This window comes from Nostoc sp. C052 (assembly GCF_013393905.1).
In the GTDB taxonomy this organism is placed as follows: Bacteria; Cyanobacteriota; Cyanobacteriia; order Cyanobacteriales; family Nostocaceae; genus Nostoc.
Genome location: NZ_CP040273.1, coordinates 506,074 through 530,076 on the forward strand (window position 1 = coordinate 506,074; position 24,003 = coordinate 530,076).

The following is a 24,003-nucleotide window of genomic DNA, read 5'->3' on the forward strand; positions in this document are numbered from 1 at the left end:
GCTTGTGGTTTAAGCAGTCTGCAATTGGTGGGCTTGCAGCCAATAAGTTAGCAGAATATGTAGAGGAATTTACTGAAGAACTCGAACCGACAGTTGGATTGGGATTAGGAGCAAATCACAAACCAATTGAATTACCTACTCACTATAGTTGGGAAGAACTACAAGCACTATCAAAACCCCAAGGTGAAAAAATGCAAGCTACATAAACAAAAAATTAATTACGAATTACGAATGATTTCACTTTTTCGTGAAAGCGTAATTAAAGAAGGCTTTTAGCACTGGGTTGACTATGCGACTGATATTAGTTGAGGATGAAGCAGATTTAGGCGCAGCAATAAAACAAGTCCTGAGCCATGAGGCGTATATAGTTGACTGGTTTCTAGATGGTACTCAGGCATGGCAATATTTAGAAACTAGCTGGACTGAGTACACACTTGCGATTTTTGATTGGATGCTGCCTGGAGTTTCGGGGATAGAGTTGTGTAAATGGTTGCGATCGCGCCAATTAACTCTGCCTGTATTAATGCTAACGGCTAAAGACCGAATGGAGGAAAAGATTATTGGTCTAGATAGCGGTGCAGATGATTATTTGGTTAAACCCTTTGATATGGCAGAACTGCTGGCAAGATTGCGGGCATTGCAACGGCGATCCTCTTACGTAGGAGCAACGCTGACACCTCAAGTCCAACCCCGACGCTTACAAGTAGGTTGCCTGACTCTCAATTACAGCACTCATCAACTTACTCGCCAGTATAGTCACGGAGAAAATCAAGTATTCTCTTTAACTGTCAAGGAATTTCAATTGTTGGAATATTTCATGAGACATCCTAACCAAATTGTCAGCCGCGACCAAATTATTAATCAGCTTTGGGAAATTGGTGCAGAACCAGTTAGTAATGTCGTAGCAGCACAAATTCGCTTATTGAGACGCAAATTAGGAGAAGAAGAGAACGAATCTTTAATTGAAACTGTTTATGGTGTGGGCTATCGTCTCAATATTCCAGCTGCGGAAATAAGCAGATGATTTCTGCTAACTGGACAGTAACACTTTCAGTAAGGTTATAGAAATATGGAACGCAATCCCATTTTCCACCAGACTCGGTTGCGGCTGGCAGCTTGGTATACCCTCGTCATGGGCGGTATTTTAGGGCTATCTAGTTTGGGAGTTTATAGTGTGGTTGCCCATGCCTACTATGAAACCATAGACCAGGGATTGCAATCAGTCGCAAATGCACTCCATAAAAGTATTGAACCAGCTTGGCAACAACCCGGACAATTACAACGCCTGAATAAAGAATTTTCTTTAGAATTATGTGTGGCTCAGACAAATTGTTTGCCTAAAGCAACAGCTATTAAAAAATCAATAACAGAGGCGGCGAATCCAGTTAATTACTATATACGCTTATTGGATCGCTCAGGAAAAATTTTTGCTGGTGGAGGCGTGGAATTTGACAAGTTACCGATTACCTCAGAATTACAGTATTGGCAAATCTTAACAGATTCTTCTGGCGCTCGATACCGCGAAATCACTTTACCTTTGTATACTCAAAAACAGGTTTCGGGTTATCTACAAGTGGCGCGTAGTATTACTGATTTAGACCAACATATTGCTTATTTAAGATTAGCTTTGGTGTTGGGATTGCCAATTTCCATGATTTTCGTTGGGTTGTCTAGTTGGTGGTTGGCAGGAAGGGCAATGCAACCTGTATATCTTTCCTACCAACAAATGCAACAATTTACTGCTGATGCTGCCCATGAGTTTCGCACACCTTTAGCAGCAATGTACTCTACTATTGAAGCTGCTATTAAGTTACAGCAAGAACCAAAATACAATGGGGTAATTTTAGATGTACTCAAACGCCAAAATCGGCGCTTATCACAATTAGTTGGAGATTTATTGCTATTAACTAGGATAGACCAAAAAGAACTAACAGGAGAATATCAATCTTGCTGTTTGAATAATTTAATTAGCGATTTAACTGAGGAATTAGCATTTTTGGCAGTAGAAACTAAGGTAAATCTCTCTAAACAGGTGCAAGTCTCAGAAAAACTGTATGTGATGGGATATGAAGAACAGCTTTATCGCTTAATTTCCAACTTAATTGCCAATGCAATTCAAGCTACATCTAGCGGTGGAAAAGTCACGGTTTTTTTAGAAAAAAGTGAGCTTTACGCCATGATTAAAATTCAAGATACAGGAATTGGTATTGCTGTTGAACATCAACAGCGAATTTTTGATCGCTTCTACCGAGTAGATCGCAACCGCTCTCGTACCTCTGGCGGTTCGGGTTTGGGATTAGCCATCGCAATCGCAATCGCCAGAGCGCATAAAGGCAATATTCACGTTCAAAGTCAACCTGGGCTAGGTAGTACATTTACAGTTCGACTTCCTCTTTCATCGTGATTTCTGGAAATAAATGTTGCTATCTAGTGCATTATTTATCTTGATAACGATATTCTATGCTAAAGCTTTTGTTTAAAATCCAGAATCTAAAACCATTTGATTTGGAGGAGTTTTGATAAATAATATTCGTAATCGCTTTAGGGGTTTTAAGCGCAAAAGGGTTGAACCATCACAACTAAAACAGTTAGTACATGAATTGTTGGAAGAGTCTAGTCTCGACGCAACATATTTGATTTTGATTATTGGCTCATGTGCGATCGCCACATTTGGTCTACTTGCCAATAGCACTGCTGTAATTATCGGCGCAATGATTATCGCACCTCTAATGTTGCCAATTCGAGGTTTAGCCTTTGGTGCATTAATTGGAAATATTAACCTATTTCGTAAAGGCGTAATAGCAGTATTCTTAGGCACATTACTAGCACTTTTAATTTCTTGCAGTATCGGTTGGATCGTTAATCTACCTAGTTTCGGCAGTGAAGTGCTATCTCGCTCCAAACCTAACCTGCTTGATTTGGGTATTGCGATCGCAGCAGGTTATATCAGTGGCTACGCTAAGGTGAATTCAAAAATATCTGCTAGTGTGGCAGGGACAGCAATAGCTGTTGCCCTTATGCCCCCAATTTGCGTCATCGGTTTAGGTCTAGCAAAATTTAACTTGTCACTCAGCTTAGGAGCGACTTTGCTCTACCTAACGAACCTTTTGGGTATTAGCCTTGCTTGTATGCTGACATTTTTATTCACCGGCTATTCTCCTGTCGATCGCGCCCAAAAAGCACTGCTATGGGCATTGGCGTTAACAGGTGTTTTACTGATACCTTTAACTGTGAGCTTTACCCGATTAGTTAGACAAGCAGAACTCGAAACCCATTTGAGAAAGGCACTCCTGAACCGAACTGTAACTTTTCAACGTTTGGAACTACTAAAAACTGATACTAATTGGCTGAGTAATCCGCCTCAAGTTCGCTTGAGCGTTAGCGCACAATCACCTGTAACATCAAAGCAAGTAAGCCTTTTAGAATCGTTTCTTGAAAAAGAAATTGGGCAACGTTTTTCCCTGATTTTTGAAGTTAGTCAGGTGAAAGAAGTCAGAGGAGAAAAATCAGATTCTCCTCACAAATAAAATATCTAAAATTTTATTACAGCACTTCCGGCAGCTATGAGGTACATCCTCAAAACTGAAAGCTATGCTAGGAGGGGGTAAGGATAAAAACTGTATTGCATAATAGCGGGAAGCGCTGTATCTTGCCCTAAAATAAATGGTTATTCCGTATCTGTTATGCCAAATTATTAGTTAAACATCAAAACTTGCTTGAAAAATATAGGTAAAAAACCCAAAACCCAACCAACTGCCTAAAATGTTATTAAATAATTCTTATTTTTTGGTGTGGCAAGGGTTTCATGTTTATTACGAAGGAGATTTAGCATAATATGTCAAATAAATTTTTCATCCTATTTATAGATAGGAAAAACTAACTAAAGGTGGAGTTAGATATCAGGATATTTTTATAACCTTATTAAAGTTGACTAATTAAGCAAGTAAGATCATGAATGCAGATATATCCGCACTCTGGGACAGAATCCAGGGAATGATTAACGGATTCATTGTCCTACTGCCGAATATCGTGCTGGCATTGATTGTATTTGCAATCTTCTTCGCGGTGGCTAGAGCGATTAAGAGAGTAGTTAAACGATTAACTCGCGATCGCCATCAAGCTCGGAATCTAGGACTAGTACTGGGACGCTTGGCGCAAGGTACAATACTGTTAATTGGGCTATTTGTTGCTTTGTCGATTGTAATACCGACATTTCGAGCCGGAGATTTGATACAACTACTGGGGATTAGCGGCGTAGCGATCGGCTTTGCCTTTCGTGACATCCTACAAAACTTCTTGGCTGGGATTCTGATCCTCTTGACAGAGCTGTTCCAAATCAATGACCAAATAGTTTTTAAAGACTTTGAAGGAACTGTAGAAAATATTGAGACACGAGCGACAACAATTAGAACTTACGATGGTCGTCGCATTGTCATTCCTAACTCAGAATTGTTCACTAATTCGGTAACTGTAAACACTGCCTTTGACAGTCGCCGACTACAGTATGATGTCGGTATTGGTTACGGCGATGATATAGACCGAGCCAAGGAGTTAATGCTGGAAGCATTGCATAGTGTGCCGGAAGTACTGAAAGATCCTGCACCTGATGTGCTGCTCATGGAACTTGCCGAAAGTACGGTTAATATCCGCGTTCGTTGGTGGATTAACCCGCCACGACGTGCAGATGACCTCGCCTCACGGGACAAGGTGCTTTCTACAATTAAGAAAACGTTAGTTGAAAACGGCATCGATTTACCCTTTCCCACACAGCAAATTTTATTCCATGACCAGACAGAAGAGATAGATGGCGATCGCTCCCGTCAGCGTGAAGGTTGGCCATCTGGTAAAGGCAAAGTACCAAAACCCCGCAACATTGGTGATTCACTCAGGTTACTTGCTCAAGAGCGCTCCTCACGAGATGACAACGGTAAGGTAGGTGCTCAAATCAACGAACAATGAGAAACGTTAAATTAAGCAAACTTTGGGATCAGTTGCACTCAAGCTACTGGTTCATCCCAGCAGTAATGGCGGTGGTAGCTACTGCTTTAGCTTTCACAATGCTTACTCTTGACCACACAGGCAAGGCGGGGATTGATTATTGGTGGATGTACACTGGTGGGGCAGATGGAGCGCGTAGACGCGAAGCGGCTTGTCGTCAGACATCGCTTCTCGGATCGGTTGCAGGTTCAATGATTAGCGTTGCTGCGACAGCTTTTTCAATTACAATCGTGGCGCTTCAGCTGGCTGCTTCCAATTTTGGGCCGCGGCTTTTGCGTAATTTTATGCAAGACACTGGTAATCAGGTTGTACTTGGCACATTCATTGGCACTTTTATCTACTGCTTACTAGTACTTCGGACAATTCATGGACAAGGAGATGGATATGAACAGTTTGTACCACAACTTGCAGTCACAGTTGGTACTTTACTCGCCATTGTTAGTATTGGTGTTTTGATTTATTTTATCCATCATGCTTCAACCATCATTCAGGCATCGCACGTAATTGGAAATGTTAGTAGTGATTTACACAAAACTATTGATCGCCTGTTTCCCGAAAAAATTGGATATAGTAAAGCACAGCAGCAGGTAACACCGTCCATCCCAGTTAACTTTGAAGAAGAAGCTTGTCCCATTCGAGCGATTGCCACGGGTTATTTACAAGCAATTGATGACCAAGAACTCATAAATATTGCTTGTAAATACAATCTACTAATACGGCTTCAGACTCGACCGGGAAAATTTATAGTCAAAGGTAGTGATTTAGTTATAGTTTTTCCTGGAGAAGTGTTAAACACAAAACTAGTTAATGAAATTAATGATGCTTTTATTCTGGGCATAGAACGTACAGAACAACAAGATGTAGAGTTTCCCATCGATCAATTAGTAGAAATTCCTCTGCGTGCCATTTCCCCCGGAATCAACGATCCATTTACTGCAATTCGCTGTATTGATAGAATTAGCGCCGGCTTATGTCACTTAGTGCAGAGGGATTTCCCTTCGCCCTACCGTTGCGATCGCAATAAAAAATTACGCATAATTGCCGAAGGAGCAGATTTTCAAAGATTGCTTGACCGTGCCTTTAATCAAATTCGGCAATATGGAAAGTCAGATGCAGGAGTAACTATTCGGTTATTAGAAACTATAGCTACCATTGCCAATTACACAAATAATAGTCAATACTGTAAAGCCTTACGATATCATGCTGACATGATTTTGCAGGACAGTAATGAGGGGCTATCACAAGAACAAGACCGCAAAGATGTACAAGAACGGTATTATGCTGTTATTAAATCTTTAGACTGTAACAGTGCTATTAAAAATTGGGATTAATCAGCAATGTTAACTTTAGTATAAAAACTATGAAAAAGGTATATATCAGTCCTAAAATTCTGAAACCCATCCCAAAAAAGAAGAGGTAATTCAAAATTTACAAATTGGATTGATCGTCAGTTTAGTAGGCTTATTAATAGCTTTTATTGCTTCGGAAGTGACGGTTACGGTTATATTGGGGAAAGCAGTAGCACAACCTCAAGGTGTCGCAATTTATCAACCAGAAAATGTAATTCGTTCGCTAGATATTTTTGTAATGTTAGCAAACGTAAACATGATTGGCGCTCACTTTTTTGGTGGAGTTACCTCTCTTGGTCTACTCTATTGGTTGGAAGAGTAATAGGTACAGATTTATCGGGGTAAAATGTTGGGGATTTGATAGTTTCTCTATTTTAATTCATGCTAAATATTCTATTTAACTGGAATCCCCTTATGGCATTAGATTCTACCACGAGTGAAGTTGTAATTGCAGGACAACTCAAGCAATTTCTAGTAGTATTATCTGTCTCATTGGGTGTAGCAACACTACCGCAAATTTTTAGTTGGTTGCGCCGCATTCCTTATACACTATTACTAGTCATAGTGGGATTAGGATTAGCATTCGTGAATGTGCGATTGGTTAATCTCTCTCCTGAATTTATTCTGATGATTTTCTTACCGCCACTGCTGTTTGAAGCTGCTTGGAATTTGAAATGGTCAGACTTAAAGCGGGATTTGTTCCCTATTTGTCTGTATGCAGTAGTTGGGGTGATAATTTCTATTGCCGGAGTAGCAATTGGTCTTCATCAATTCGCTGGACTTGAACTTAGCATTGCTCTATTAGTTGGAGCTAGTCTATCAGCAACCGATCCGGTTTCGGTAACGGCTCTATTTCGGGAACTAGGAGCAAGCAAACGTCTAAGAACGCTGATGGAAGGAGAAAGTTTATTTAATGATGGTATGGCCGTTGTGGCTTTTGGCTTATTAGTTGCTCTGCCGTTAGGTAATGCCAAACTTGATTTACAGTCTGCTTTATTAGAATTTTTTCAAGTAGTAGGCATTGGTATCAGCGTTGGAGGACTAATTGGGTTTGGTATTTCCTATCTAACACAACGTTTCGACTTACCATTAGTAGAACAATCTCTTACCCTGGTTTCTGCCTACAGCACTTACCTAATAACAGAATATTTGGGTGGTTCTGGAGTGATTGGAGTAGTCACCACAGCTTTAATTTTAGGCAACTTTGGCTCACGCATTGGCATGAATCCGCGCACGCGGATCATTGTTACTGAATTTTGGGAATTTTTAGCTTTTTTTGTAAATTCGATTGTTTTTCTCTTAATTGGCGATCAAATTCGCTTTGCTGTCTTAGGAGATAACCTAAAAAGTATTGCAGTCACAATTGTGGCGATGATTGTGGCACGGGCAGTATCTATTTATGCTTTAAGTAATCTTAGCAACTGGTTAGCTAAATCCGAAATTCCTTTATCTGAACAAACTGTATTGACGTGGGGTGGGCTACGCGGCTCTGTCTCCATTGCTCTGGCTTTGAGTGTACCAGCCATACTCCCGCAAAGGGAAGAAATTATTGCCACTGTATTTGGAGTAGTTTTATTTACCCTGTTAGTACAGGGCTTAACCATCCAACCATTATTAGAAAAACTCCAACTTTTAGGTTCGCAACCGCTACGTCAACAATACACCGAAGCAATTGCCCGTCAAGTTGCTCTCCAAAGGGCGCTGGAATATTTAGAAACAGCACCAAACCGTCCGGGAATTGAGCCAGAGTTTTATCGCTACCAGAAGACGCTGCTTTCAGGAGAAATTACCTTTTTGCAAGAAGAAATTGCCAAGTTACTTGATGAATACCCAAATTTGCAAGAATTTTCAACCGAAGAACTGCGAGGGGAATTGCTGGCAATTGAAGCTGATACATACGCTGAGTTTGTCCGCGCAGGTAAGTTAAATAAAGAACTGTCACCTTTTTTGCAAACAAACTATGACAGAGCAGATGGGAAGGAATAAGTCTATACTGCATGGTAAGCGATCGCCAATTAACAATATTTTGACAGTTTTAATCGTCTTCCACAGCCTCAAATCCTCTCCCCATTATTCAGCAATTCGGGATGGTAATCAAATTACCATTCCTGAAAATTACTTATCCAAAGACTACAAAGCACCGGGATTTCGCCTTTCCTCCCTCGACAGTCCATTAAATCCATCAAATGGCAAAGAATCTGCGGAAACTCAGCAATAATACTAAACTAAATTAATTGGTGGAGATATACCATGCGAATACTGACTTTATTAGCATTAGCGATCGCAATCGCAGCTGTGACTTTCGCACTGCAAAACTCAGCCCCGGTAGCAGTACAATTTTTAGTGTGGCGATCGCTAGACTTGTCAATGGCGCTAATACTTCTGCTTACCTTTAGTTTTGGCGTGTTATTTGGCTTCATCATCTCATTATTTTCAGCCATCAAAGGTATGAGAAAAAGGTCTGAACTCATGCGGAAAATCGAACAACAGACCGACGATATTGAAGACCTAAATCGTCAACTAACAGAAGCAAACAATCAACTTCAGGTGCTGCAATCTACACAACCACAACACTATTTACCTCAAGACGCATCGTCAAATTATTCTTCAGATGCCTATCTTGAATGATGTTTATTATCAAAACAAATTATCAGGGTTGGTTGCAATAGACTTTATAAGTATAATTCAACACTGGCTAAAAGACCCAACAGTGGAAAAACTTATCCAAGTCTGCATAGCTATTTTAGTTATCACTCTCATCGTCCGCGCCTTAAGTAACTCTGTACCCCGCTACATTCAGGATAATGATACCCGCTATCACCTCCGCAAGACAATTAACTTCATTGGCTATGGGTTGATTTTTCTGTTTGCTGCAAGTATATTTAGCGACAACTTCACTTACACAAGATTGTAAACTCTTTAAGTTCTGTCTTCATTCCTCCAGCCGTCAAAAATACCATCTGTTTAAAGGCTCCCAAGAACAACTAGAGGTAATTGAACACTGACTTTAGTACCTGTCACGGTGTCAGATTCAATAGATAATTCTCCACCATGAGCATTGACAATACGTTTGCTAATGGCAAGCCCCAACCCAGTACCGCTTGGTTTTGTGGAAAAGAACGGCTGCGTTAGCTTTGACAAAGCCTCTGAAGGAATTGGCTCACCACCATTGCAGACATTAATGCAGATTTTATCAGGAGACGAACTATCCACTTCCCATTTAATCCCATCTCCTGCTGAGACTGCCTCACAAGCATTGCGAACAATATTAATAAACACTTGTTTTAGCTTATCTTTATCTCCTAAGATTTTGACTGTAGGTAACGCTGGAATAAATTCGATTTGCCGTGAGAGCGCTTCTGGCATCTCGCACATTGGCATCAGTAATTCACAAATAAATTCATTCACATCCAATTCACACAGTTGCAATACCTGGGGTTTGGCATAAAGCAAAATTTCACTCAGCAGATTTTCTAACCGACTAGCCTCACTAAGTGCCAGCGATAATCGCTCAAGAGCCGCTTCAGTCAAAACAGTTTTTTTAAAATACTTCAATCCCATAATCATTGTTGTTAGTGGATTGCGAATTTCATGCACAATCATCGCCGCAAATTCACCAATAGCTGCCAACCGTTCCTGTTCTAAAAGCTTGGCTTGGGCTGCTTGTAGTTCTGCGGTGCGTTTTTCTACCTCAGTCTCCAGGATATGATTAAATTGGCACTGCTGCTGGTAAAGATGGTAATGGTCGATCGCAGTAGCAGCACGTTCGGCGAACAATTCCACAATTTGGATTTCTTCTTTGGTAAATTCCCTTGCTTGCCGATGAAAAGAGCAAACAGTACCGAAGACTTGACCTTCGGTAGTTTGCAAGGGTATACCTAAATATGCTCGATAACCTGGCGCAGGTTTACCATATTCTGGATTAGCCACAGCATCCTCAACAGCTAATGTGCGCCCAATTTGCATAACTGTAGCAATCAATCTACCATGCAGTGCATAAACACGAGGTGTATCTTCGGACATTTCCAGACTACTCGCTAGAATAGTTTCAAACCCTTCTTGGCAAAAGGTAACAACCGTCCAATCAACTGCAATCAGTTCGCTGACTCCACAGGCAATGTTATGTAAATAGCTACCTATCTCACCAGTGCGATAGTTCAAAGAGGACAAACGTGCTATTATCTGCCGTTCCCTCTGCCAAGGCTGTTGCAACAACATTTCTTCATCATCGGCTTTGCTCATGGATGCTTGTTGCATGGTTTAGCAAAATAAGTTAAAAAATCAAATATTAAATATTGGATTTTCCAGGTGTTAACTCTGGATATCCTAATAATTTTGATAGGGAAATTTTACTAGATAAATGTGCTATTTATGCAGAAAAAGCATGAATTTTTACTTAAATCAATATAAATTTATACAACAAATAGCAAGCAAACATCAGGCTAATTATTAAAAAATTACCGTATATTTTTTTACATTTAATCACCCGGAACTTAAAAATTTAAATTTTGCTGAGAAATCTGTAAGAAGTTTCTAAGGGAAATATCAGTTTTTTCAATATCAATCCTTATCTATTCATAATTCTTAGATAAATTATTTAAGCAATAATCAGTTTAAAGTTCAAGCCAACAGCTATATTGCTGATTGAGGCTTTGAGGAATTGAAATTATGAAATTAAGACATTTATTTATACTGAGCTTGTCTTCTCTTGTTATGGTTGGCTGCGTGCCCGAAGTCTCAAAGAACCAGGCTAATAAAAGTCCTATAGCTGTAAATGCCTCTGTTCCCGTGTCTTCAACTCAGGCGAAACCGTTAGGCAAGTCAGCACAATCTCTAAATTCAACTGCTATTAAGTCAGGCATATTTGTTTCTGGAGAACAAAAAACTCAAGGAAAAGCTAGTATTACCACTAAAGACGGCAAATCATTTCTAGAGCTTGATGAGTCATTTAAAACTTCTGAATCAGGGCCAGATTTAGTAGTAATTTTGCATCGTTCAGATAACGTGATTAATTCAACTAAGCCACCATCGTATCCATTAAAAAATGGAGATTATTTTATCATCGCTCCCCTAAAAAAATATAGTGGCGCTCAAACATATTCCATTCCTCAAAACATTAATTTAGCAGACTACAAATCCATCGCTATCTGGTGTCGCAAGTTTAATGCTACTTTTGGCGCTGCTAGTTTGAGTTAGTAAATATTAACTAACAACTTAAAAATCAATCACCAGGAGAAAGTTTATGAAGCTAGAAGGAAAAGTTGCCCTAGTAACTGGGAGCAGTCAAGGAATTGGACAAGGAATTGTTCTCGGTCTAGCTCAAGCAGGGGCGAATGTGGTAATTAACTATCGTTCTCACCCAGAAGGAGCAGAGGATACTTTAGCAAAGGTGGAGGCGATTGGTGGTAATTGTCATATAGCTCAGTGTCCAAAATCTCATGGTTATACACTTCAGGCAGATTTGGGTAGTGTTGATGAAGTGCGTCAACTGATTGCAGAAAGTATTAACCATTTCGGCAAGCTAGATATTTTGGTAAATAATGCTGGCATTGAAAAACACGCACCATTTTGGGATGTCACAGAAGCAGATTATGATGCTGTAATGAATGTCAATTTAAAAGGTGTTTTCTTTGCCACTCAAGCCTTTGTACAACACCTGATTGAAACTAAACGAACTGGAAAAATTATTAATATTAATTCGGTGCATGAAGAACTACCATTTCCCAATTTCACAGCTTACTGTGCTAGCAAAGGCGGAATGAAAATGCTCGCTCGTAACTTAGCTGTTGAGTTGGGTGCTTTGGGGATCACGATTAATAATGTTGCACCAGGAGCAATAGAAACTCCGATTAATACTAAGCTGTTGAATGACCCAGAAAAGTTGGGTGCGCTATTAAAAAATATTCCGCTTGGTCGCTTGGGTCAACCACAAGATGTTGCTTCTTTAGTAGCGTTTCTGGCTTCTGACGATGCTGACTACATTACAGGTAGCACCTTCTTTGCGGATGGTGGACTACTTTGGAACTATCAAGAACAGTAGGGAGAAAAACTATGTCAGATTCATCCTTATTTATTCCAGTTATCCTTGGTACTTCTCGTCAAGGTCGCCAGAGTGAACACGTTGCTAAATTTATCGTTGAGCAGGTTGCAGCACGCGATCGCTTAGAAACTGAACTGCTCGATATTAGAAATATAGCGATCGCTAATGATGATGCAGGTGAACCACTCAAAAACCCTCAATTTTCTGCAACTATGGAACGGGCAGATGGATTAATTATCGTTGTACCAGAATATAACCACGGTTATCCGGGTTTACTCAAACATATACTTGACACCTGCCTTAAAGAATACATTCATAAAGCCGTTGGACTGTGCGGCGTTTCCGCAGGCCCCTTTGGTGGTACAAGAGTAATCCAAAACCTCTTACCTGTGATGCGGGAGTTGGGGCTAATGACTATTTTCTATGACCTTAACTTTAGCAACGTTCAAAAATTATTTGATGAGTCGGGTAATTTGATTGACAAACCAACCTACATTCGCCGTATGGAAAGGTTTATGGACGAATTAGTTTGGATGTCAACTGTCTTGAAATATGGGCGACAAGAAGTCAGCTTGGAGAAAAAAGATAATATCCAAGTTAACACCTATGCCAGTAAACCCTGCCCGGAAATAGCTGCTCGGATGGGTACAGATGCAATGGATACCGTCCTGCAACTAAGTCGTAATGCCCAGACTGGTGAAGTGAAAGCTACCCCAATTACTTAAATTCTTATGATGCAGACACTACGGAAACATTATCCAGAATACTTAATGGAAGCTGCGGGACTGGGGATATTTCTGATTTCTGCGGTGGTGGTGACTACCTTGTTACAACATCCAGCTTCACCAATTCCACAAGCAATTTCCGATCCACTTTTACGACGGTTTATCATTGGCGTGGCGATGGGATTAATTGCTATTTGTATTATTTATTCTCCTTGGGGTAAACAATCAGGCGCACATCTCAATCCGGTTGTCACCTTCACTTTCTTTCGTCTCGGTAAAATTCAACCGTGGGATGTTATTTTTTACATCCTGGCTCACTTTATAGGTGAATTACTAGGATTGCTATTTGCTGTAGTGGTGTTTAAAGATGCAGTTACCAATCCATCTATAAATTATATTGTCACAATTCCTGGTGCGGGTGGTGCAGGTGTGGCATTTTTCGCTGAACTGGTGATTTCTTTTGGAGTAATGCTGATGATTTTGTTTGCATCCAATACCCCCAAACTAGCACCATTTACAGGCATATTTGCAGGAGTAATGATTGCAACTTATATCACAGTAGAAGCACCATTGTCAGGTACGAGCATGAACCCAGCCCGTACCCTAGCATCGGCAATTCCATCTCACAATTGGACAGCCATCTGGGTTTATTTCACTGCACCACTCTTAGGGATGCTCTTAGCAGCCGAACTTTATATCAGGCTGAAAGGAAAAAGGGCTGTAAGATGCGCTAAACTCCATCACCACAACAACAAACGCTGTATCTTTCGCTGTGGCTATCGTCACCCAGAAGTAGATAAAAGATGGTTGTTAAGCGACAAGTTACCTAATCCCTAATCAATACAGTAAATGATAACGAGGAAATCACCATGACAATTAATCTCCAAGGAGTATTACAGCAACCAAGACAAGGTTCTTCTTACTGGGTGCTTGGGGATTTGTATACTTTTAAGGCAGTAGGTGAAGATACTAGTCAAGCCTACGCTCTAGTTGAAATTATTGTTCAACCACAAAGCGGTACACCTCCCCATATACATAGTCACGAAAATGAAGCTTTTTATCTTCAAGAGGGAGAATTAGAATTTCAGCTTGATGAGCAAATAGTTTTAGCAACTCCTGGAACCTTTCTCCATTCTCCTAAAGGTCAACTTCATAGGTTTACAAACATCAGTTTAGAGCCAGCAAAATTGTTGTGCTGGGTAACGCCGGCAGGTTTAGAGAAGTTTTTCATAGAAGTGGGTGTGCCAGTTTCAGAAACGATTTCATCACCTACTGTCAGTCCCGCAGACATCGAAAAAGTTTTGGCTACGGCTCCGAGGTATGGTCTGGAAATTATTCCTCCACCTGCTGAATCTTCGCAGTTATAGCCCAACATCACTAAAAATATTAGACAGGAAACAACGATGCTAGAAAGTCTGGGAAGAATTAAGAATCCATTAGTCAGAAGTATAGCCGCAGCAGCTACAGTTGGTTCAGTAATCACCTTATCTGCTGCTGTTGTAATTGGAGTAACCAATGCCAAAGCTAAATCTGCCTATCAATTTGGTGTCTATTCCTCACTGTTTGGAACAGCTAGTGGTGCAGTATTTGGCTTAGTTTATACAAGCAAAGCAAGTGGAAACAAATCTACTCCAGACCTCAAAGCATCAGATAGTCATGTTTGGCAAGATTGGCGAAATTTTGTCGTTGTTCGTAAGGTGAAAGAGAGTGAAGAAATTACCTCTTTCTATTTACAACCTGAAGATAAAGGGGAAATTTCCAACTTTCAACCAGGCCAATTTTTAACCATCAAACTTGATATACCTGAACAGAATAAGCCTGTAATTCGTACTTACTCGCTTTCTGATTATTCTGAAAACTGTGAATACTATCGTCTCTCAATTAAGCGGGAACCTGCACCGAATGGATTAGATGTTATGCCCGGTATAGCATCTAATTTTATGCACGATCGCATTCAAGAAGGTTCAGTAATTCTAGCGAAACCACCAAACGGTAAATTTGTTTTAGATGTGCAGAAATCTATCCCCGCAGTCTTGATTAGCAATGGTGTGGGAATTACGCCAATGATTAGTATGGCTAAAGCTTGTAGTCTTCTTAATCCTACTCGTCCTATTTGGTTCGTACATGGTGCTAAAGATGGTAAATTCCATGCTTTTCGAGATGAAGTGAGGGAAATTTCTCGACAAAATCATAATCTGAATGTGCATTTTCGCTATAGTCGTCCTACACCTGAAGATAGAGGTAAATACCACAGTGTTGGTTATGTTGATGCTGCTCTGATTCAAGAGTTAGTACGACAAGAAGCTGAGTATTTTTTGTGTGGTTCTCCATCTTTTATGCAGTCTGTTATGCAAGGTTTGAAGGAATCGGGAGTACCTGACAGTAAAGTATTCTTTGAATCTTTCGGTAAACCGATGAAAACTCAGTCTGAGAAACAAACTGCGATTGCAACTGGAGATGAAACATTTGCAGAAATTGTCTTTGCAAAATCTGGCAAAACTTTGACATGGCAACCTAGTGATGGCACGATCCTAGAATTTGCCGAAGCCAATGATATTAATCCACCTTTTAGTTGTCGTGTAGGTGTTTGCGGTACTTGTATGTGTAAAATCCGCGAAGGTGTAGTTGCTTACCAAGAAGAACCAACTGCAACAACTGATCATGGTTCGGTGTTGATTTGTATTTCTCAACCTGGAACGGCAAAATTGGTGTTGGATATTTAATAAATTTCTCTGATAATCAAGTAATATCAAGCATATTATCTATCACAATCCGACCTTTGGACAAACTCTAGCACCATAAGGAGTAACTGCTTTAGTAAGTAGTTCATCAGCAATTTTCTCATAATTATTAACCAGTATCTTGCGGTGTCTATCCATATCTATTATCCCAGAGTTCAACGTTTAGATTATTAATAAAACTTAATATAAATTTCTGCTGAGTGTATCCTAGATTTTTATTTATCAATTCACCTAGCAAATTTTAATCAAAATATCAGCCCCATCTTTGATAAAAACGTGATACTCAATATAGCAAATTAATTAAAATAAAGTGCAGATATGCAGAGGGTGAGATGATGACAACTCCAACCCAAGAAGAAATCAGATTAGCAGAAGCCTTACATCACATAGCCCATTGGCGCAGATGGGGGCCTTATTTAAGCGATCGCCAATGGGGAAAAGTACGCGAAGACTACAGCCCCAACGGTACAGCCTGGGACTATTTCACCCACGATCAGGCTCGTTCTCGCGCTTACCGTTGGGGTGAAGATGGAATTTTTGGTATTTCTGATAATCATCAACGCCTTTGTTTTGCGATCGCTCTTTGGAATGGTGAAGATGCTATTCTCAAAGAAAGAATTTTTGGTCTAACTGGTAGTGAAGGTAATCACGGTGAAGATGTTAAGGAATATTACTTTTATTTAGACAGCACCCCCACACATTCCTATATGAAAGCGCTGTATAAATATCCTCAAACAGCCTTTCCCTACTCACAATTAGTTGTAGAGAATCAACGTCGAAATCGTCAAGCGACAAGCATTTGCTGTGAATAAGTCAATACAGTTCAGAATGAGCAACAAAACACTTCTAGAGACGGCGATTTATCGCGCCTCGAAAACCCAAAATTGTTACCAGTAGGCTTTAACCCAAGCGTATTGGGCTATAAGTCTGTATCTCAATATAGGGATTCTCATTGATGTGAGGCATACCTGTAGGGGCAATTCATGAATTGCCCCTACACCTTGCAATTTAACGTTGTACTACATTTGAATGTGAATCGCTATATCTCAATACAAAAATAACTCAAGGAGAGTAATAAATTGAGGATTCAACAAAAAGAAGATTCTCGTTTTCGCTGGATTAATTTACATTCGTCTCAGCTATCAATTCAGGAAGACACAGATATTATTCAAGGACTAAGCAATCAACCTAAAACCTTACCATGCCGTTACTTATACGATGACCAAGGATCAGAACTATTTGAGCAAATTTGTGAACTGCCAGAATACTATCCAACTCGCACCGAGCAAGCAATTTTAGAAACATCTGCCCTAGAAATCGCCCAAATGACAGGTTTATGTACCTTGATAGAACTAGGTAGTGGTAGTTCTCGCAAAACTCGGCTATTGTTAGATGCGTACAGTCAATTTCAACAAGAACTGCAATATTTCCCCATTGATGTTAGTGCCGGAATTCTTCAAGCTACTGCCTTGGATTTACTTCATCAGTACCCGAAATTAAAACTTTGTGGTTTGGCAGGAACTTACGAACAAGCTCTAGCACAGCTTCCACCTGCTGAATTCGAGAATCGAATGTTAATTTTTTTGGGGAGTACGCTAGGGAATTTAGATGAGCAAGAATGCAGCGACTTTCTCACTCAAATTAAACTAACATTGAAACCTGGAGAATTCTTTTTATTTGGGGTGGATTTGCAAAAGCCAATAGAAATTATCGAGGCAGCTTATAATGATTCCCAATCTATAACAGCAGCTTTTAATTTAAATATTTTGCATCATCTCAATCGACGCTTTCAAGGTAATTTTGAAGTCAACCAATTTGAACATTGGGCTTTCTACAACCCAGTAGCTCACCAAATTGAAATGCATCTACGAAGTCTCAAAAATCAAACCGCAGTCCTAGAAGCTTTGGATTATCAGGTTTCTCTCCAGTCTGGGGAAACAATTCGTACCGAAATATCCCGCAAGTTTCATCTACCAACTTTAGTTTCTGTTTTAGAGAATTATGCACTCCAGCCATTACAAATCTGGTCAGATTCTCAAGGTTGGTTCGGCTTAATATTATGCCAACGTCAGCCTACCAGTCATGAATATCTATAAGCAGAAAAATACTTCTGTCCAAAGTTTTTATCGCAGAGTTGGTTTTGAAGATTGCTATCTAATGACAAAATAGCTGAATAAACTCGGTTCTTCGTCTATTAAATAAAGGAGTTCACAACCTCATGTCAATTTATAACTTTACTCTCTCCCGTCAGTTATTACGCAACTTGTCCATCATTTCGCTGACTTTTGTACTCCTATACGGTGCATCTCGTCTGATGCTTTCTGCTCCCGCCACTGATATTTCGACTGTTGCACCGCAGGGAAAGCAAGTAGCGGTTTTCGCTGGTGGCTGCTACTGGGAAATGTCAGCAGTTTTTGAGCATCTATTAGGTGTTTCTGATGTCGTTTCTGGCTTTTCTGGGGGTGATGCAATAACCGCAGACTACACACTTGTCAGTGCTGGATTAACTAATCATGCTGAATCCGTAAAAATCACTTATGATCCATCAAAAATATCATATAATCAGCTTCTAAAAGTCTACTTTTTGGTAGCCCATGACCCGACAGAGTTAAATCGACAAGGCCCAGACTCAGGTAAGCAATATCGTTCGGCGATCTTTTTTGCTAACGATGAGCAGAAACAGGCTGCACAAGAATATATCGCTCAACTCAACAAATCGCGAATCTTCGATAAGCCAATTGTGACGAAATTAGATCCTTTGAAAGGTTTTTATCAGGCGGCAGCATCCCATCAGAATTATATCGTGCATCATCCGAGCGATCGCTATGTGGTAGTGAATGACTTGCCGAAACTGGCTAAACTTCAAGCAAAGTTCCCTAATATGTATAGCAAGTAAGGGGATTTGCAGCATTCAGCTTTTAAGATCCCCTCAATCCAGTAAAAGATTAACCTATCCTGTAAGACGCTCGTCCATGCTTCTTTTGATATTGCTGATGATACTCTTCTGCTCTATAGAATTGTGATGCAGCTACAATCTCCGTCACAATTGGATTTTTGTGATAACGAGAACTATTTTCAAGCTGCTCTTTGGAGGCTCTTGCTAATAATTCCTGCTCTGGAGTGTGGAAAAATATCACTGACCGATATTGAGAACCAACATCTAGCTCCTGATGGTTTGATACTGTGGGATTGTGCTTATTCCAAAACACATTTAGCAGTTCATTATAAGATACTATTGCTGGATTGTATTCCACTTCCACTACCTCAGCGTGTCCAGTTTTTCCTCTACAGACATCTTCGTAGGTTGGATTATCAAAGTGTCCGCCACTGTAACCAACTGCTGTAGAAGTTACTCCTTTTACTTGACGAAATGCTGCTTCAACTCCCCAGAAACAGCCTGCTCCAAATGTCGCTTTTTGTAGATTAGCGTTTTGCATATCTTTGACAACTCTTTTATGATAATTTTAAATGAAACTCATCAAATCAGACAGATACTTTATAAGTAAATATTTTCTCAATACTGCCTGATTGATTTTAATTATTAGAGTGACAGATTATCCTGAGATGAGTATAGTATAAAACTGAATATTATCTAAGAATTGGAAAAAATAGTGAAATCTAAAATTAATATACTGCTACCGCAGGGCAGAATTAAAAATGAATGCAGCATTAAACATTTCATGGTTACTGAGCTTGCCGTAAAGCCTGCGGCATAGCTACGCTTAAGGCGTAGCCTCTCGAAGAGTTGTATTGATTTGGAATGGGTGGTTTATTTACGCCGTACTGTACTAGCTTTTGCTAACTATAGGAATATTTCTTAGAATACTCACTATTTCAATTGGGTCTAACCGTTTAGTATAATCTGCATCAACAAAAGCATAAACGATTTTTCCGTCTCGATCAACTACAAATGTAGCTGGAATAGGTAGTTCAAAAGATTCATCTCCATTGTATCTAGGTAACACATGACCCTTTGACTCTAATATAGGTCTTAGATACTCCGGGATTTGAAACACAATTCCAAATTGACGAGCAATCATATTGCTGCGATCGCTCAATACTTCATAAGTTAGTTCATGTTTTTCTACAGTTGATATGGTATGACGAGTAGTTTGAGGTGAAATAGCAATTATTGATGCTCCTAATGTTTTAATTGCAGGTAATGCTTGTTGGAGTCCTGCTAGTTCCAAGTTACAGAAAGGACACCAAGAACCTCGAAAAAAGGAAATAACTACAGGCCCACTAACTAGTAGTTTTTGTAATTCTACTGCTTCGCTGAAAGCATTAGGTAGAATGAAATTAGGAATAATATCTCCTACCTTCAAAGTTTGGTCAATTATACCTGAATAAATTAGCTCATTTTTGATAGACTCTGTAAAATTCATCGTAATTTTCCTGAAAGTTAACTTATACTTTTATGTACCTTTCTAGATAAATACTGTTGCAGTGAATTTACTGAAATGAGAAAAATAGACCATTGGATTTGCATTACTGGGATAATTGCTTTAGGTTCCAAGGCATGATTATCATCTACTATTCTTGTTGTTTTTATACACGTTAAGCCATCCGTTCAATAAGCCGGGAATAATCCTTTCAGCACAAGTGTTTTCGCCGCTTAGTAGGGGAGCATAATAACGGCTTGAAACTGAAGCGATCGCTTACCGCTTTCATACAACAAGTTATTTATTGCACTATTGCATTGTGTATTTGTTGGATTAACCTATTGTTTCCTCACTGCACCATCATTTCTGTTGCCTCCACTCGATTTTGTACTCCCGTTCCATAGCCGCCAGCAGCTTCGCTTGCAACGAAGATAAATAAGGTTTAGCTTGTTTCCCCAACCCCTGCAACAGCCAATCCACAGAAGAGTCACGGCTGGCCACTTGATGCAACTGCTGTAACCTCACACATAGCTGCTGCATGAATTGGCAATCTTCATCAAGCAATTCCAGTGATTTCAGGTGTTCAATCTTCACGGTATAATCGCCGTCCCATGTCTGGACTGTACAACTATATTCGCCAACATGAGTTACCACGCCCCAATAACCGCCTTTACCTCTCAGTTCCGGGTTATCTTTTGGCAGAAGAATGCAAATTTCACCAATATGGTAAGGATTGGGTACTTTCGTCCTTTCGCGTATCCTATCTACAACATCTTTCACGATACGACCAGAGGGAATCTTATTGCCAGCTTGTTCTACTGCCTGCTGCCAGACATCCGCTTGCACAGTCGGTTCCAACTCTGCTTTCGCCAAAAAGCGCAATTGTCGTTCGTTGGTCGGCATTGGAATTTGCCGACCATTGGTCGGCAAAAACTTTTGAAGATTCCCATAAACCACAGTTGCCGAAATCTTCAAGTACGCCACGTCACGACTATAATTGAAGCGTTCGCGGCAGTATTCTTCAAAAGTACGGTGTGTGGAACGATACAGCCGTCTGTCCCTTAACTCCATCAACGCTTGTCCTGCCTCCAAAAATGCTCTCTCCACACGGCGTTCCAAGTGTAGGCGTAAGCTTTGTTCTTCAAGAGTCAACTCTCTTATTTCAACAGCAGTAACCGTAATCGTTGCTGAGGCTGGGTTGTATTGTTCAGAAGTATTTTCCTTTACAGAGTCGGCGGCTGGCTTTGGTTCCTCAGATGCCCCAGGGATAACTTTCTTGCGTCTGGATGGTGGTTTGTTCATTATTCCACCTCCAGGCTGACAGCAGCCGAACAAATATTGAGTTGTGTCATCATAGAATATATGTTTTTTATCTATCCCCCCAACCTGTATGAAGGATGGGGTTTTTCGTTGCTTTTTATATTTTGCAGCCTTAAAGCACTACCAAATATAAAACTCATTGAAAAATCTCATAGAGCAATTATCAAAAAAAAAACACTACACCAGAGCCACCATAACAACAAAATACTGTTTGGGCGTATTCTAGAAAATACCCTCTTCAACACACGTGTAAAACAACGGCTAATGCTTGATTATTTGACCGCGAGTATTGCATTTTGGATGACTTTGTTTGGAGTACAAGAGTCGTTGTTAGAATTTCGCCTGGGTTATCTCGGTCGTTACTGGTTTCTTGCGATTAGTGCTAGCTTACTCCTGAGCTTTTTGCTCTCTGCCCCGATTACGATCGCACTAATCATTAAATTTGGAGTAGATCCTTTCACTTGGACAGGTAATGTTATTCTTTGTGCGATCGCTGCCGTCATCTTTGGTGTGATTCTCAGTCTGGCGCAATGGCTGATACTCCGTCAATCCGAGATGACACCAAGAGTCTTTGCACTGATCAATACTGTTATTGGAATTCTCGTCTACTTCCTACTGGTGTGGCTCAATGAGGGTAGTATATATCTAATATGGCTATCAAACACCCTTTTTTCCTTGCACTCTTACCGCTCTCGATTATCTGCGTTGGTACGAGTTCTGGCTCTGCAATGCTGACAGATATCGCTCAACAAACAGACAACCAAAAGTCCCCATCAATTATTTTCTTCCTGCCCAAAGAACGGCCTCAGACTGGAGTCGGTTGGGAAATCACCACCACTTCTGGGGAGGCAGAACTAGCCTTGGCGAAGCATTTGGTGAACATCGGTGCAAAAGAATACGTCGCTTGGTGGTGTCCTCACTGTCATGAACAAAAATTACTCTTTGGTAAAGAAGCCTACGAGATCATCAACAACAGCATCAAAGTGGAGTGCGATAAGAGAGGTATCAATCCCCACCCAGATTTGTGCAATGCGGCGAAAGTCCCAGGTGTACCAACTTGGGTTATCAATGGACATCAGTATAGTGGCGTGCAAAACCTTAAGGATCTTGCGAAAGCTTCTGGCTACAAGGGGGATATGAACTTTCGTTACATCCAAAGCGAATAAAGAGTATATTTGCTTTTTAAGCTGAAGGCAAAGTTTTTGGTTGTTGAGAAAGTTGAGCATATATGTTTAAAGATTAACCGTTCTCGCAACTGACAGTCATAAGCTTTCCTGTTTATCAAAATTTTCTCAGGGTTTAAACATCTAATATCAAGCTAATAAATGTTTGCAGCTTAAGTTCACGATAAAAATCATGATTTTCCCTTGCTAACGTAGTCCGAAATTAGCAATTCTGACAAAAGAAGGTTTTGTCGCAAAAAACTACTTTTGTCAGTAGTTAGCAATGCTGTCAATAATAATACAAGCAACTGCTTTCAATGAAGAACAATTGTCTGTTGTGTTTCCTGTGTTCCCGATTTAGCTGAGTTTCCCTAATTTTTATGAGTTACAAAAAATACATTGCTGCCATTCCAAAAATTGCCAAATTAAAGCTTATAAGCAAAGGCAGTATCCGCGATCGCAACCTACAGATACCTGATACTGCTAACTTCAACACCTATACTAACGCTTGAATACGTAACAAGCACCATGCAGACTTAGTTGGTGGGCTGGTTGTGGTTGGTTGTGGTTAAAAAATATCAAAGTACTTTAGTAATGAAATACTGGTGCGCTCAAGGATCAAACAAAAGTAGCTCTTTTGCAGTGTCGGCGCATCTAAAGCACTCACAAAAAATTGACAAAACCCATAATTTTGGTAAAAAAAATTCAACCATTCAAGGTACATTGCGATTGTCCAATTATGGCTTGACAAATGATACAGTGTAATTTTTCGTTGCCACCTGAGTATGTTCTTCGTAAAGCCAAGCCTTTTGATATGTGGTTAATAGTATTTTTTGTGTTTAGAGCAAGGCTAGACCCCAGTCAATTAAGATGGCAGCAATTTTGGGTCATTGAATGTGATGGACATTTAGTAGCCTTCGGACAGCTCCGAAACTTTCACTTAGCACAAGAGCTAGGCAGTTTATTTGTTGCACCGGCTTGGCGAAACCGTGGTTTAGGGACTGTTCTAATACAGCATTTAATTAATCAAGCTAGTCAACCGCTTTATTTAAAATGCTTAAAACATCAATTGGTGAACTTTTACATTAAAATAGGCTTTGTATCCGTTAATTTTAAAGATTTACCACCATCCCTCAAACCAAAGTTTGGACTATCCCAATTACGAAAGAGGTTAACGAAAGCTTTTGTGCTGTTTATGAAGTATGAATATCCCAACTGAGCGCTTATTAAGATTAAGCTTGATCGCTGTATTGTACTATTTCAATTACTCAATTACGAATATTTA

At 40.0% G+C, this 24,003-nt stretch carries 26 protein-coding genes and 2 pseudogenes; 24 read left to right on the forward strand and 4 right to left on the reverse strand.

What is annotated here, in order from left to right:
• Positions 1–2: 2 nt before the first annotated feature.
• From FD723_RS34545 to FD723_RS34595, 11 genes and pseudogenes are all read left to right on the forward strand, one after another.
• A complete protein-coding gene (locus tag FD723_RS34545) occupies positions 3–206 on the forward strand; it encodes a hypothetical protein (protein ID WP_179069361.1) in 204 nt (67 codons plus the stop codon).
• Between the two features lie 83 nt (positions 207–289).
• On the forward strand, positions 290–1,024 hold the full coding sequence (rppA, locus tag FD723_RS34550) for a two-component system response regulator RppA (RefSeq protein WP_179069734.1): 735 nt from the start codon (positions 290–292) through the stop codon (positions 1,022–1,024).
• 45 nt (positions 1,025–1,069) lie between these two features.
• Entirely contained in the window at positions 1,070–2,404 is a 1,335-nt protein-coding gene (rppB, locus tag FD723_RS34555; protein WP_179069735.1) for a two-component system sensor histidine kinase RppB, read from the forward strand.
• A gap of 112 nt (positions 2,405–2,516) precedes the next feature.
• Positions 2,517–3,527: a DUF389 domain-containing protein gene (locus FD723_RS34560; RefSeq protein WP_179069736.1), complete on the forward strand. Its 1,011-nt coding sequence runs from the start codon at positions 2,517–2,519 to the stop codon at positions 3,525–3,527.
• 424 nt (positions 3,528–3,951) lie between these two features.
• Complete coding sequence (locus FD723_RS34565) at positions 3,952–4,959, forward strand: mechanosensitive ion channel family protein (RefSeq protein ID WP_179069737.1); 1,008 nt, start codon at positions 3,952–3,954, stop codon at positions 4,957–4,959.
• Complete coding sequence (locus FD723_RS34570) at positions 4,956–6,329, forward strand: DUF2254 domain-containing protein (protein ID WP_179069738.1); 1,374 nt, start codon at positions 4,956–4,958, stop codon at positions 6,327–6,329. Before FD723_RS34565 ends, FD723_RS34570 begins: the two co-directional genes overlap by 4 nt.
• A gap of 55 nt (positions 6,330–6,384) precedes the next feature.
• Positions 6,385–6,669 (forward strand): annotated as a pseudogene (locus FD723_RS34575) (DUF3611 family protein); the annotation flags it as partial.
• Positions 6,670–6,761: 92 nt separating this feature from the next.
• On the forward strand, positions 6,762–8,333 hold the full coding sequence (locus FD723_RS34580; protein ID WP_179069739.1) for a Na+/H+ antiporter: 1,572 nt from the start codon (positions 6,762–6,764) through the stop codon (positions 8,331–8,333).
• Positions 8,308–8,565 carry a hypothetical protein gene (locus FD723_RS34585; protein WP_143854181.1) on the forward strand — a complete coding sequence of 86 codons (258 nt, stop codon included), beginning with the start codon at positions 8,308–8,310 and terminating at the stop codon, positions 8,563–8,565. Before FD723_RS34580 ends, FD723_RS34585 begins: the two co-directional genes overlap by 26 nt.
• Before the next feature lie 32 nt (positions 8,566–8,597).
• Positions 8,598–8,975 (forward strand): lipopolysaccharide assembly LapA domain-containing protein, encoded by a 378-nt coding sequence (locus FD723_RS34590; RefSeq protein WP_179069740.1) that lies wholly within the window; start codon positions 8,598–8,600, stop codon positions 8,973–8,975.
• On the forward strand, positions 8,959–9,261 hold the full coding sequence (locus FD723_RS34595; protein ID WP_256875262.1) for a hypothetical protein: 303 nt from the start codon (positions 8,959–8,961) through the stop codon (positions 9,259–9,261). Before FD723_RS34590 ends, FD723_RS34595 begins: the two co-directional genes overlap by 17 nt.
• Positions 9,262–9,311: 50 nt before the next feature.
• Here the strand turns inward: FD723_RS34595 and FD723_RS34600 are convergent, their stop codons facing one another.
• The gene (locus FD723_RS34600; RefSeq protein ID WP_179069795.1) at positions 9,312–10,589 is read right to left on the reverse strand and encodes an ATP-binding protein; all 1,278 of its coding nucleotides are present in this window, start codon (positions 10,587–10,589) and stop codon (positions 9,312–9,314) included.
• Between the two features lie 426 nt (positions 10,590–11,015).
• Between FD723_RS34600 and FD723_RS34605 the strand changes: the two genes are divergently transcribed.
• The 9 genes and pseudogenes from FD723_RS34605 (at position 11,016) to msrA (FD723_RS34645) (ending at position 18,749) form a co-directional block, all read left to right on the forward strand.
• Positions 11,016–11,543 carry a DM13 domain-containing protein gene (locus FD723_RS34605; RefSeq protein WP_179069741.1) on the forward strand — a complete coding sequence of 176 codons (528 nt, stop codon included), beginning with the start codon at positions 11,016–11,018 and terminating at the stop codon, positions 11,541–11,543.
• Positions 11,544–11,589: 46 nt separating this feature from the next.
• A complete protein-coding gene (locus FD723_RS34610; protein WP_179069742.1) occupies positions 11,590–12,387 on the forward strand; it encodes an SDR family NAD(P)-dependent oxidoreductase in 798 nt (265 codons plus the stop codon).
• A gap of 11 nt (positions 12,388–12,398) precedes the next feature.
• Positions 12,399–13,112 carry an NADPH-dependent FMN reductase gene (locus tag FD723_RS34615; protein WP_179069743.1) on the forward strand — a complete coding sequence of 238 codons (714 nt, stop codon included), beginning with the start codon at positions 12,399–12,401 and terminating at the stop codon, positions 13,110–13,112.
• A 9-nt stretch (positions 13,113–13,121) separates the two neighbouring features.
• Positions 13,122–13,949: an MIP/aquaporin family protein gene (locus FD723_RS34620; protein ID WP_179069796.1), complete on the forward strand. Its 828-nt coding sequence runs from the start codon at positions 13,122–13,124 to the stop codon at positions 13,947–13,949.
• Between the two features lie 32 nt (positions 13,950–13,981).
• Positions 13,982–14,479 (forward strand): cupin domain-containing protein, encoded by a 498-nt coding sequence (locus FD723_RS34625; protein ID WP_179069744.1) that lies wholly within the window; start codon positions 13,982–13,984, stop codon positions 14,477–14,479.
• 36 nt (positions 14,480–14,515) lie between these two features.
• Complete coding sequence (locus FD723_RS34630) at positions 14,516–15,835, forward strand: 2Fe-2S iron-sulfur cluster-binding protein (RefSeq protein ID WP_179069745.1); 1,320 nt, start codon at positions 14,516–14,518, stop codon at positions 15,833–15,835.
• A gap of 353 nt (positions 15,836–16,188) precedes the next feature.
• Positions 16,189–16,641, forward strand: a pseudogene (locus tag FD723_RS34635) (glucosidase); the annotation flags it as partial.
• A 291-nt stretch (positions 16,642–16,932) separates the two neighbouring features.
• The gene (gene egtD, locus FD723_RS34640; RefSeq protein WP_179069746.1) at positions 16,933–17,949 is read left to right on the forward strand and encodes an L-histidine N(alpha)-methyltransferase; all 1,017 of its coding nucleotides are present in this window, start codon (positions 16,933–16,935) and stop codon (positions 17,947–17,949) included.
• A 122-nt stretch (positions 17,950–18,071) separates the two neighbouring features.
• Positions 18,072–18,749 (forward strand): peptide-methionine (S)-S-oxide reductase MsrA, encoded by a 678-nt coding sequence (msrA, locus tag FD723_RS34645; RefSeq protein ID WP_179069747.1) that lies wholly within the window; start codon positions 18,072–18,074, stop codon positions 18,747–18,749.
• Positions 18,750–18,798: 49 nt separating this feature from the next.
• Here the strand turns inward: msrA (FD723_RS34645) and msrA (FD723_RS34650) are convergent, their stop codons facing one another.
• The 3 genes from msrA (FD723_RS34650) to FD723_RS34660 form a co-directional block, all read right to left on the reverse strand.
• Positions 18,799–19,290, reverse strand: coding sequence for a peptide-methionine (S)-S-oxide reductase MsrA (gene msrA, locus FD723_RS34650; protein WP_179069748.1), 492 nt, complete (start codon positions 19,288–19,290; stop codon positions 18,799–18,801).
• A 351-nt stretch (positions 19,291–19,641) separates the two neighbouring features.
• Positions 19,642–20,238 carry a peroxiredoxin-like family protein gene (locus FD723_RS34655; RefSeq protein WP_179069749.1) on the reverse strand — a complete coding sequence of 199 codons (597 nt, stop codon included), beginning with the start codon at positions 20,236–20,238 and terminating at the stop codon, positions 19,642–19,644.
• A 357-nt stretch (positions 20,239–20,595) separates the two neighbouring features.
• The gene (locus FD723_RS34660; protein WP_179069750.1) at positions 20,596–21,537 is read right to left on the reverse strand and encodes a hypothetical protein; all 942 of its coding nucleotides are present in this window, start codon (positions 21,535–21,537) and stop codon (positions 20,596–20,598) included.
• A 282-nt stretch (positions 21,538–21,819) separates the two neighbouring features.
• Here FD723_RS34660 and FD723_RS34665 point away from each other — a divergent pair, with 282 nt between their 5' ends.
• From FD723_RS34665 to FD723_RS34675, 4 genes are all read left to right on the forward strand, one after another.
• Entirely contained in the window at positions 21,820–22,290 is a 471-nt protein-coding gene (locus FD723_RS34665) for a hypothetical protein (RefSeq protein ID WP_179069751.1), read from the forward strand.
• The gene (locus FD723_RS34670; RefSeq protein ID WP_179069752.1) at positions 22,206–22,721 is read left to right on the forward strand and encodes a hypothetical protein; all 516 of its coding nucleotides are present in this window, start codon (positions 22,206–22,208) and stop codon (positions 22,719–22,721) included. The genes FD723_RS34665 and FD723_RS34670 overlap by 85 nt, the downstream gene beginning before the upstream one ends.
• Positions 22,722–23,098: 377 nt before the next feature.
• Positions 23,099–23,230, forward strand: a complete 132-nt coding sequence (locus tag FD723_RS43445) for a hypothetical protein (protein WP_256875263.1) — start codon at positions 23,099–23,101, stop codon at positions 23,228–23,230.
• 239 nt (positions 23,231–23,469) lie between these two features.
• A complete protein-coding gene (locus FD723_RS34675; protein ID WP_179069753.1) occupies positions 23,470–23,937 on the forward strand; it encodes a GNAT family N-acetyltransferase in 468 nt (155 codons plus the stop codon).
• The last annotated feature ends 66 nt before the right edge of the window (positions 23,938–24,003 follow it).